Here is a 10,986-nt window from a genome sequence, read left to right on the forward strand (position 1 = left end):
CATCTCCCCATCTCCTTTTCCTACTTCCCTCGATCGCCATTTCTGCCAAACTTTGTATCATCCCAAGCATTACCAATTCCTTGAAGAATTCCCCTAGCAATTAAACCAATTCCTCTGCCAACTACTTGGGTTAAAACATAAACTGCACCCCTACCAACTAAGGAAACAACCGATCGCACGCGGGGAGCGATCGCATCTCTAGTTTCTAATGCTAAAGTCACGGCATAAGGAATTCCCGAAAGTTCGCGTAACTCATAATTACGAGGCGCATAAATAAAAACTTTGATGATGCCATAACCATCCAAAACTAACAGATTATAGCGACTTTCAAAAATTGCTCTTGGCTCAGTTACATATTTTTCTACTCGATATTTCCAAGATAATTCATTTCTAAATTTTTCTATTTGCCTTGTCGAAACCAACCTTCGATCATAAAAATTTTGTTTAACTTCTTCCACATCTGCTAAATGGTTTAACAGTGGTTGTATTACGGCATTAGCCACTTGAATTAATATATTTTGTAACAACACTTCGGCTCTTACCATTGCTTCTGCTGTCCCCGCAGAATAGGGAATACTATCAATTAACAAAGGCATATCAAACAGCAAATGAGCCAACAAATCAGTCACTTGAGGAATTTTATCCAGAATTTCTAATTCGACAAGTTCGGCATCTTGCAGAATTACTGGTAAAACTTCTAAATCTTGATTTCTTAGTTGCAGAGTGTAGTATTTTCCAAAAAACTCTGTAGCTGCTAAGCGCCACAAATCCAATAAAATTAACGATTTTTTTTCTTGTAATTGACTAAGTTGGACTTGGGAAAACCTTAATTCATCGACAATATCTTCTAATTTGTGCAATACGACATTGAGCAATTCGCGGCGTTTTTCTTCGCGCAAAATGTCGATTTCCAAAGGAGAACCCGTGAGATTTTTTAACCCATATTGAATTTTGGCGAAAGCGTTTTCAAAGATTTGCGATTCCGCGTTAGCGGATCGCTTTGCGAATCGCCCAGCCGACAAACTCACCTCTCGACGCACTATTGCCGAACTCTTCTCATTCCGCATTTCCATGTTGGGCTGGGGCGCTACTCCCTGACTTCTCGGCAGCGGCTTTTGTGCAGAACTAACCGATGTTTTAGTCGCTAACAACCTATTTACTAACCGTCTGGCTGCCAATAACTCTCGCCGCCTCCCCGCCAAAACTGCCCGATCTAAAACAGACAAGCGAGAATCTTTTAACTCTTGGTTGACTTCAGCCAAAGCCGCTTCGATTTGTCGCACACCAGACAGGCGCATTCTGTCGAATAAATTAGTGAAAATTCCCGGTTTTGGGCTAATTTTTGTTTCGGAAGCCTGGACGGTAGGTGCTTGCCCCACAACAGAAGGCAAATAACTATAACTTCCACCCCCCGCTACCAAACGAATAGCATTGACTAACTCAGAAACATCGATTCCCTTGAAACAAAAACCCTCTGCACCTATTTGTCGCACTGCTTCCAGCAACTCTGGACTTGGGAACGAACTCAACAACAAAATTGGTAACTGGGGATATGAGGTTTTCAGCTGTTGACAAAGTTCTAATCCAGATTGTTCAGGGGGTAGCGATCGATCTAAATCAAGATCTAAAATGACTAAATCAACCGAAGTGCTAGGAAGCGCCAAAATTTCCCCTAAATCCCTTTCTGACTGGGCTTCTGCAACTACTTGTAGATCGGGAAACCGTTCTATAACTACGCGCAGTCCGGCACGAAAAACTGGCTCATCATCTACCAGTATTATCTTAATTTGACGATCGGGTGATGTCAGGTCAGGATTTGCCAGTTTGGTCATAATGCTTTAATTGCCAATTTTCTAAGGCTAAAGGCTAAACTGGATAGGGCGATGGATTGAGAGAGTTTAGAGAATTTGCATCTCATATTTGGCACTTCTCCCATTCTTCGTTCAAAGTTCGGTCTGGATTCTGTTTGAGACTCCAGGCTTCTAACATATTAAATGGTTCTATGGTTAGCTTTTATCTTTGAAAAGATAACCCATCTATTAACGTTAACCATAGCGAGCAGTTTCCCAGTAGGCGTAGGAATTGGATGAGCTTTAGCATTCGTTACTGGCTGACAGAACATAATATTGAACTTTCTCAACTGCAAACTCCAGAAGCACAAAACGCAGGTATTGCTTTCCGCATGGTGCAGGATATGGAGGTGAAAAGCCTCACGCCTTTCGATATTAGTCCTTTAACGGAACTTCTGGAACAGCCCTTAACTATTATGTGGCAACAGATTGAGCCAATTTCTCAGCTAACCGTTCAATTGCTGCGAATTTGGAGTCGCAAACGCGCACTCAAGCGCAATGAGGGTACATGGCTAGCTTTCCAGATTGCTTATATTAAATCGTTTCAGAAGATTTTAGAACAAGAAAATATCCTGAAAAGACCTTGGTTAGACCGAGCAAATGTTCCCATTACCGCAGCAGCAGATAATACTAGATTATCTACTTTATCCGATCCCCAATTACAAGCTTTAATTAAAACTCTGCGTCCAGGGAGGCTGACAGATACCCAAGCGGAACAAGCACTTACCTTAATTGGGGAGTCTTTTTTAGTACAGCAGATGAATAATTTAGCGATCGCTTGGTTTGTCAGCAATGGTTTAGAAGAAACTCCTGCTAAACTGGTCACGCAACGTTTAATCTACGCACTTCCCGGACATTTGCTCACAGTAATTGCAGAAAACCCCTTACCTCTGGCACAATTACAAAGATTTGTCCGATTGGGTAATTTATCGAATAAGTTAGAAAGCAGTGTAATCACTGACAGCGAAGGATTAGAAATCCTCGATCAAGACCATACTTTTTCTGTAATTCCTTCGGTTACTCCAGCTGTTCCCAAGCCAATTGATTTAGACCGGGAAAACTACCGAGCTAGTCTACTAAAAGTTTTATCAGAACCTCTTTTAGGAGAACTCTTTGCCCTAAAAGATATTTTTGTTAATCCTAAAGCAACACCAGTGGAAGCAGAATTAGAAACTAAGTTGCACTACACAACAGGAGGAAATTCTTTTCATCCCCCAGTTAATTCTGCATCAGCTGTTGATTTAATGGAATGGGCGATCGATCAGCTTTCTAATTTGGATAGCGTTCCTATTATTGAAGGTGAAAGTGGAGTAGGTAAAACTAGTTTCTGCCAAATTTGGGCGGCAAAAATAGCTCAAGAAATTTATCCTTCTTGGATGCCGATCGTAATTCGGTTGCGCGATGCTACTTTGGGGAGAAATTTAGCACAAACTCTGGATAGTGCTTTTCCTTTAGCTAAATTTACTGGTGCTGATGGTTGGCTTTCGCCACAAAATCCCCCCTGTTTGTTAATTTTAGATGGTTTGGATGAATTACCAGCTTCGCCTGTTGCTGAACGACAATTTTCGGCTTTTTTCGACCAAGTGCAAGATTTTCAACGACAGTTTGCGGGTGCTTCTGGACGACCTCGCCACAAAATTTTTATTACTTGTCGTTCTTCAATTCTGAGCAATTTAGCTCATACTTTGCCTGCTTCTTTTGCACGAATGGCAATTACTCAATTAGACCAAGAACAACTGAAAGAATGGTTTAAACGCTGGTCTAAGTTGCTATCTAAGTCATTAGCTCAAGCTTATTTTAGTTTTTTAAAGCAAAATGGTGTGTTTCAATTCCGCTCCGAGAGCAGAGCTTTTGCTACGTTAGTGCATCGACCTTTAAATTTATTATTAATAGGAATTTTGTATCGCACTGGCAGAATTAATGAAAGTTTGTTGCCAATAGCTAGGCTTTCTCAATTGCGGTTTGAAATTTACGATCGCCTTTGTCGTTGGTTGTTAGGTGAATCTCCCGATGGAATGTCCCCAGGAGATCTATTAGTTAAAACTGGAGAGAGTTTGACTACCAGTTGTCGTTCTCCAGAAGCGATCGCTAATTTACTTCAAGGTCGCACTCCTGAAGAAATGCGCCAAATAATGCAAACAGGTGCTTTAACTCTGCTCCACAGTGGTCGTTATTCCCATCCTTTAAATGGAGAATTCAAAACAAAAATAGCAGAAGAAAATATTAGTGATTTCTCTAATTACCTACTTCCGAATTATCCATTACCGCCTTTTTATTTTCGTTATTTTAATTCGCAAGCCAGGAATTTGATCTCACAAAATAAGGGCATTTTTGTGGAATTTTCCCATAGTAAATTAGGGGAATATCTCTGCGCGGAAGCGATCGCGCAACAGTTAAAATTGATTACCCAAAAAGTTGCCGATGCCTATGGGGAAACTATTTTTACTCTCGACTCACCCGTTAGCCTTGCTCAACATCTCTACAAGTTATTAGGTTTCGGTATTCTCAGCCCAGAAGTAGAAGAATTGATCGGGGAACGTTTGCGTCGAGAAGAAGCTCGCAATCCCGATTCTTTCTCTTTTCAAGTACTTACAGAACGTCTTTACAGTTTCTACCGTTCCTATAGTCGTGGTCGCTGGTTAGATGAAGGTATCGCTCACAATGCTCGCTCTCATTTTCAATCTTTAGGTAATACTTTAAATGTCCTGCAAATAGATGCTGCTGTTGGTCTGAATGTATTTCTCTTATTATGTGTATGCCAAAGAGAAGGTCAAATCCCATTTTGGCCTTGTGGAGATCCGGCAATTATTGAAGAATTTGAACCCGATCAATTACTGACTTTAATCGGTCGGACTGCGGTGTTATCTCCGATCGCTTTCTGGGAGCGATCGCGCCACAGCTTAATGTTAGTTAATTTAGCTGAAGCTTGTCTCCAAAATGCCATGCTCTCCGAAACTAACTTTTGGAAAGCTAACTTTTTTGGTGCAGAATTAGTCGGTGCAGATTTATCCAAAGCTAACTTACAAGAAGCTAATTTATCTTGGGCTAATCTCACTAGAACTAATCTTTCAGACGCGAATCTCTCAGCAGCAAATCTCACTGGTGCCAATCTCACTGGTGCCAATTTGTTAGGCGCTAATTTTAATTTAGCCAGTTTAACTAATGCTTGTCTCTTTGAAGCCAAAATGGAGCGAGAAACTCAAGATTTAGCAGAAAAAAGTGGTGCTTTGTTCTCCCTACAGCAATATCGCGCTTATCAACTAGCTGTGGCTAATTTAGACACCGGAATACGACGCAATATTACTCCCACTGCTAATGCAAATTTTGCAGCTGTACAGCCTGATTCAACTTTATTAGTAATTGACGATCCAGGAGATCGGACTATGATCCCTGAAGAAATACCCGAAGAAAGAAACTTCGATAACGATGAAACCATGTATCTGGAATAAAAATCAAATCCTCAGTAAACTTAGTTCCTAACTTAAGATTCTGAAGACTCAGCAGAACGATAACCAAAAAAGTTAATCGTATAATCAATGATTTTTACACCTGTTTGTGCTTCTACCAATTTAATAATCTCATCTGGTAGTTCAATGTGAACATCCAAAATTTGATTAGTGTCTACACAATTCACATGACTGTGAGAATCACTAACATTACCATATAAACGACCGTCCGATCGCTCAATGCACTCAATAATTCCTTGAGCAGATAAAGCTTCTAAATTTTGATAAACTGAAGTATGACCAATATCTTTGCCCTGTTGGTTTAATCGATTGTAAATCTCACGGGCTGACAAATGCTCTTGTTCTTGCCAAAGCAATTCTAAAATAAAGCGACGCTGACGACTCAAGCGCATTCCCATTGCTTGACACTTGTCCAAGGCATCCTCTAAAGACCGAATTGGTTTAACCGTCGCTTGATTTTGCATATTTACCGATCTTACCTCTTTAGGTAAATCACTCATATATACTCTATGTGTTCTACATTACTTATGCTAATATAACCAGCCAATTGCCAACTCTGCTTGCTGTTCTTGGCTTAATTAGCACTTTTTCCAACTAAAACAAACTCATTACAACTTTAGCTTAATTTCCATCTAGATGTCCACCAGATTGAAAAAACTACAGCATAATTATTTAATTTAGATAAAAATGGAAATACCAAAAATATTTAATAAACCGAGAAGTTTGATAATGAAGGACAGTCGAACGGTAGCAGATAAAGGGTATATCTTACTAGTTGACGATCAACCCGACAATTTACGGCTTTTATCTGCTTTGTTAAGTGAACGAGGATATGAACCTCGTGGCGTAATTAACGGATCGATGGCAATCAAAGCTGCTAAATCAAGTCAACCAGATTTGATTTTGTTAGATATTTTGATGCCAGAAATGGATGGTTATGAAACTTGCGAGCAACTAAAAAGTGATGAAAAAACTCGTGAAATTCCTGTAATTTTTATTAGTGCTAAAGATGAAGCAATAGATAAAGTTAGAGCTTTCGGGTTAGGAGCATTAGATTACATCACCAAGCCATTTCATGTTGATGAAGTGTTAGCCAGAATTGAAAATTATTTAAGTTTACGCAAATTACAAAAACAGCTAAAAGAACAAAATATCTTGTTTCAACAAGAAATTAGTATTCGTCAACAAGCAGAACAAGCATTGCAAAAAGCTAATCAAGAATTAGCGCAATCTAATGCTGAATTAGAGCAATTTGCTTATGTTACTTCCCATGATTTACAAGCACCTTTAGCGACTATTACGACTTACGCGCAACTTTTAGAGCAACTCTATGAAAATCAAAGCGATACCCAAGCTAATCAATATATTCAATATATAGTCAACAGTTGTTTAAGAATGCAAAATTTAATTGAAGATTTATTAGATTATTCCCGATTAAAGCCACACCAAAAAAGATTTTCCCCAATAGATTGCAATAGTATACTAGCTACTGTTTATAGTAACTTAGAATCAACCATCAGCAAAAATCAAGCAACAATTGTTTATCATAATTTACCTACAGTAATAGGTGATAGTTCTCAGTTAGTGCAACTGTTTCAAAATTTACTCGATAATGCAATTAAGTATCGTCGAGAAGAACCACCAAGAATTGAAATTAGTGTAGAATTGCGGGAAAATGAATACTTGTTTGCAGTAAAGGATAACGGTATTGGAATCGATCCTAAATATTTTGAACGAATTTTCCAGATTTTTCAACGCTTGCATACTCCTGAAGAATATGCTGGTACTGGAATTGGTTTAGCAATTTGTCAAAAGATTGTCGAACTTCATGGTGGTCGAATTTGGGTAGAGTCGCAATTAAAAGAGGGGACAACCTTTTATTTTACGATTAATTCTGCAAGTTATTGACTGGTTTTGGGGAATGGGGACTGGGATTACTGATAAATCAAGCATTAGATGAATTAATCCAGTTTAGCGATCGCTTGTTATTTACGAGAGAGCCGATCGAGCGCGATCAAATGGTAGATAATAAATTTTGGAGTAAATTTTCTAGGGAATTATTGTTATGACGATCGCCATTACCCTGAACACGGATCAGATCAATAAATTAGACTTGTCAGCTGTGACAACAGCGCTCAAAGAAATATTGCAAACAGGTGCGATCGCCAAATCCGAACAACAACTTTCTTTTCAAATCAACTACGATCGCCCCGCCGAAGATCTCAGAGAACTTTCCGAAATTGACGAAGTAAGATTGTGGTTTATTCGCTTAGATACCGTTTACCCTTGGCTACCCTTTTTATTAAACTGGCAAAATGGAGAACTAGCACGTTACGCCGCCATGCTAGTACCCCATGAATTCCATCCTCGCAGCCATGAAATTCAATATAATCCCCAAGCTTTAGAACTGTTTATCGTGCAAAAAATCTTTGTTTTAACAGATTGGTTAAATAGTCAAGACATACCTAGTAAATCCAAATTAAAAGCAATGGCATTAACATTTGGAATTGAAATGGATGATGCCTTTTTTGATTTAATTTCAACAAATCCGGTATAAAGTTTCTTTACCCAAAGTAGAATGTTCACTATCTGCCCATTGACCTGTAGCTCGATCGCCTTGAATTTGATAATGTAAGCCAAAAACTTCATGTTCACCCCAAGCAACAATTAACTGATCGTTCACTCGTAAACCTACACCTTTATACTCAAACCCCACTACCCAAGAAATCTGATAAATTTCCCCTAATGAAGTAACTTGGAGAATACCTTCGTAACTGCCAAATTTCCCCATAGTACCCTGAACATTGTAAGTACCTGCAACTTGGTTGGGCGTACCACCTACCGCCTTTTCTGTATCTACAATTCCGCTATTATTAGCAGCAGCCCATTTCCCATCTAAAGTGCCATCAGAATTGATGTGATAAAGGCTAATTCCGTAAGCTTCATGAGAACTACAAGCTGCGTAAAGATTGCCATTATCAAAAAATGCAATACCAGGATAATCGCCCAAAGTAGTCAACCAAGACATACTATAAAGTTGACCCATCTGATGAATTTGTACCGTACCAGAATAGGGAGTTTCGTCGATCGTTTTTGCTGCTGTAATTGTCCAGGTACCAACAGGGCTAGTTTTCGGAAGATTTGTGGTAGTATTCATTGCAATATCGCTTAATTATGGCTCTATTTATAAGTTACCCATTTGTCCGCAGATCCATGCAACAGCAGCAGCTAAATCTGTAGCGATATAATCTGGTTGAGTATGGTGCTGGTAAGCGCCACTTAACACACTGCCACCAAAACCAGTTTGTACTAAGATTCCACAACAGCCAGCGTTATGCGCCATATCTACATCTGTTGCTTTATCACCAACCATAAAACTTTGACTGAGGTCTAAATTGTGCTCCCAAGCTGCGGCGATTAACATTCCAGTGTTAGGTTTGCGCCAGGTACTCCAAAGAGTAAATTCTGGATTCGTTCCGCCTTCGGGTGGACTCAGGTAAGGACAATAATACAAAGCGTCTAAATACGCACCTGCTTCGGCTTGCAATAATTTACACAATCGCTGGTGTAATGCTTCTACGTGGTCAACTGAATAATAACCTCTAGCAGGGCCCGATTGATTGGAAACTAAACAACAAAAAATGCCTAGATCATTTAAGCGGCGGACTGCACTAGCGACACCAGGAATTAAATGTAAATCGGTAACATTGTGAATGTAACCTGCTTCGACATTTAAGACACCATCGCGATCGAGAAAAACAGCTGGTTTAGTGGGATTCATGAAGATGTGGGAAAAGGTTTTGGCGGTTAAAACCGCGACTACACAAACAAAGTCCGCCTACGCGGACTCTTAACCTGCGTCGGCAGGTTTTGTCTGTATAGCCCACGACTTTAGTCGCAAGGGCGACCGCACCAATTTCAGATTTTAGATAAAATCGAAAATCCAAAATCAGTTTATCCCGCCCAAACTTTTTCCAAAATGGTATTGGGTGAGATGTCTGCCAGTTTTCCACTTGGGGATTTAATGACGAGAATGCGATCGCTTTCGGGCAACACTTTTTTGGGATCGGTAGCACCAAAAAGAGCGATCAGATAAGTTTGTACTCCTACTCCTAACTGCATTGCTGCACTATCAGTACAAAGCAACAAACTCGACCCAGCAATCATGGCTGCCAATTTACCCAAATCTTCTGGGGCTGTCACCTTCAAATCGGGGAAAGATTGCAATAATTGACTCACCACCAATTGACTATTCGCATCCAAGATTAACACCACAGGTAAAGAAGGCTGACGTTGTTGAAAGTCTTGAATAATTTGTCGCCAGTTTTCTATCGGGTAGGAATTCTCACCCTGACCAATTTGAATTAAAAGATAGCCACTATCAGAAATTCCCAAACGTTTCTGTTCTGTTTCTACCCATTGAATGTCTTGCTTTGGTACATTAATTGCTACTGGTGGACAAGCAGAAGTAATGCTTAATCCTTGTAGCAAATCATGGTACATCGCCGCAGTATATTGTTCTGATTTTTGCGGAACAGAAGTAGTGAGAAAAAGTTGACCTTGACTACGATAGCCAATCCGTTTAGGAATACCAGTCAACCAAAGTAACAGACCTGCTAACCAAGTTTGATTAGAAGAGATGGCGATATCATATTCGCGATCGCGGATCGTACCTAAGATATTGCCCCAATCTGCCAAACTATTGCGGTCTGTAAAATCGTAGGCAAATACATCTTTGACAGACTTACAGACTCGATAGGCACCCACTGACTTAGGTTCGACGACCACATCAATTTCAGCTTCGGGGTAATTTTGTGTCAGGTCGTCGAGAGTGGGGAAAAACAAAATTTGATCGCTAATCCCGCCAGGGACAAGGGCTACTATTCGCATATTTATCTAGATAGGCTTATCCGCACCTCATTTTAGAGGAAGATAGTAAGAAGTAGAGCAAAAATCGAGAAAGCAGTGCATTTATTGATTCCAGCAGCCGGAATGGGTCGTCGTATGGGGAGTAGCCGAAACAAACTCCTGTTGACGTTGTTAGGCAAACCGTTAATCTATTGGACTCTGCAAGCCGCCTGTGCCTCTCGCCACATTAACTGGATTGGGATAATGTGCCAATTGGAAGATTTGCCCGATTTAAAGGCTATTGTCGCAGAAATGGCTTTGACCAAGCCAGTGCAGTTTATCCAAGGAGGAAAAACCCGCCAAGAGTCAGTTTACAACGGTTTGCAAGCATTACCTCACAATGCCCGTTATGTATTAATTCACGATGGCGCGAGATGTTTGGCAACGCCTGATTTGTTGGATAGATGCGCCGAAGCTTTACAAAAATGTCAGGGATTGATTGCTGCTGTGCCCGTGAAGGATACGATTAAGGTTGTCGATCGCACTGGTTTAATTAAAGATACTCCCGATCGCAGCAACCTTTGGGCAGCCCAAACACCCCAAGGTTTTGATGTCGAACTATTAAAACAATGCCACGAAACCGGACTTAAATCAGGTTGGGAAGTCACCGATGATGCTGCTTTATTTGAAAAGTGCCGTTTACCTGTGAGAATTGTCCAGGGAGAAGAAACGAATTTGAAGGTAACGACACCTGTAGATTTAGCGATCGCTGAATACATTTTGCACCAACGCCAAGCAGCTGGGGACTAGGGACTGGGGAC

The 10,986-nt window shown here is 40.3% G+C and carries 10 protein-coding genes; 5 read left to right on the top strand and 5 right to left on the bottom strand.

The annotated features are described in order from the left end of the window. Nucleotides 1-20: 20 nt before the first annotated feature. The gene (locus tag IQ264_RS28555; protein WP_193985385.1) at nt 21-1,832 is read right to left on the bottom strand and encodes a DUF3685 domain-containing protein; all 1,812 of its coding nucleotides are present in this window, start codon (nt 1,830-1,832) and stop codon (nt 21-23) included. Nucleotides 1,833-2,086: 254 nt separating this feature from the next. Here IQ264_RS28555 and IQ264_RS28560 point away from each other — a divergent pair, with 254 nt between their 5' ends. Next, the gene (locus tag IQ264_RS28560) at nt 2,087-5,299 is read left to right on the top strand and encodes a pentapeptide repeat-containing protein (RefSeq protein WP_193985386.1); all 3,213 of its coding nucleotides are present in this window, start codon (nt 2,087-2,089) and stop codon (nt 5,297-5,299) included. Between the two features lie 32 nt (nt 5,300-5,331). Here IQ264_RS28560 and IQ264_RS28565 read toward each other — a convergent pair whose 3' ends face one another. After that, a complete protein-coding gene (locus IQ264_RS28565) occupies nt 5,332-5,817 on the bottom strand; it encodes a Fur family transcriptional regulator (protein ID WP_322744825.1) in 486 nt (161 codons plus the stop codon). Nucleotides 5,818-6,046: 229 nt separating this feature from the next. Between IQ264_RS28565 and IQ264_RS28570 the strand changes: the two genes are divergently transcribed. From IQ264_RS28570 to IQ264_RS28580, 3 genes are read left to right on the top strand one after another with little or no spacing between them, the layout of a single operon-like run. Continuing rightward, nucleotides 6,047-7,225: a sensor histidine kinase gene (locus tag IQ264_RS28570; RefSeq protein ID WP_193985387.1), complete on the top strand. Its 1,179-nt coding sequence runs from the start codon at nt 6,047-6,049 to the stop codon at nt 7,223-7,225. Next, complete coding sequence (locus IQ264_RS28575; protein ID WP_193985388.1) at nt 7,222-7,386, top strand: hypothetical protein; 165 nt, start codon at nt 7,222-7,224, stop codon at nt 7,384-7,386. Before IQ264_RS28570 ends, IQ264_RS28575 begins: the two co-directional genes overlap by 4 nt. After that, nucleotides 7,383-7,874: a CRR6 family NdhI maturation factor gene (locus IQ264_RS28580; protein WP_193985390.1), complete on the top strand. Its 492-nt coding sequence runs from the start codon at nt 7,383-7,385 to the stop codon at nt 7,872-7,874. The genes IQ264_RS28575 and IQ264_RS28580 overlap by 4 nt, the downstream gene beginning before the upstream one ends. Here the strand turns inward: IQ264_RS28580 and IQ264_RS28585 are convergent. The 3 genes from IQ264_RS28585 to IQ264_RS28595 all read right to left on the bottom strand — a co-directional run bounded on the left by IQ264_RS28585 (nt 7,857) and on the right by IQ264_RS28595 (nt 10,207). Further along, a complete protein-coding gene (locus tag IQ264_RS28585) occupies nt 7,857-8,474 on the bottom strand; it encodes a hypothetical protein (RefSeq protein WP_193985392.1) in 618 nt (205 codons plus the stop codon). The genes IQ264_RS28580 and IQ264_RS28585 overlap by 18 nt on opposite strands. Nucleotides 8,475-8,501: 27 nt before the next feature. Continuing rightward, entirely contained in the window at nt 8,502-9,098 is a 597-nt protein-coding gene (locus IQ264_RS28590; RefSeq protein ID WP_193985394.1) for a D-glycero-alpha-D-manno-heptose-1,7-bisphosphate 7-phosphatase, read from the bottom strand. Nucleotides 9,099-9,271: 173 nt separating this feature from the next. Next, on the bottom strand, nt 9,272-10,207 hold the full coding sequence (locus IQ264_RS28595) for a glycosyltransferase family 9 protein (RefSeq protein ID WP_193985396.1): 936 nt from the start codon (nt 10,205-10,207) through the stop codon (nt 9,272-9,274). A 75-nt stretch (nt 10,208-10,282) separates the two neighbouring features. On the opposite strand from IQ264_RS28595, the gene ispD reads away from it, so the two are divergent. Further along, the gene (gene ispD, locus IQ264_RS28600; RefSeq protein ID WP_193985398.1) at nt 10,283-10,975 is read left to right on the top strand and encodes a 2-C-methyl-D-erythritol 4-phosphate cytidylyltransferase; all 693 of its coding nucleotides are present in this window, start codon (nt 10,283-10,285) and stop codon (nt 10,973-10,975) included. Nucleotides 10,976-10,986: the final 11 nt, after the last annotated feature.

Source organism: [Phormidium] sp. LEGE 05292, from assembly GCF_015207735.1.
Classification (GTDB): domain Bacteria; phylum Cyanobacteriota; class Cyanobacteriia; order Cyanobacteriales; family Aerosakkonemataceae; genus Floridanema.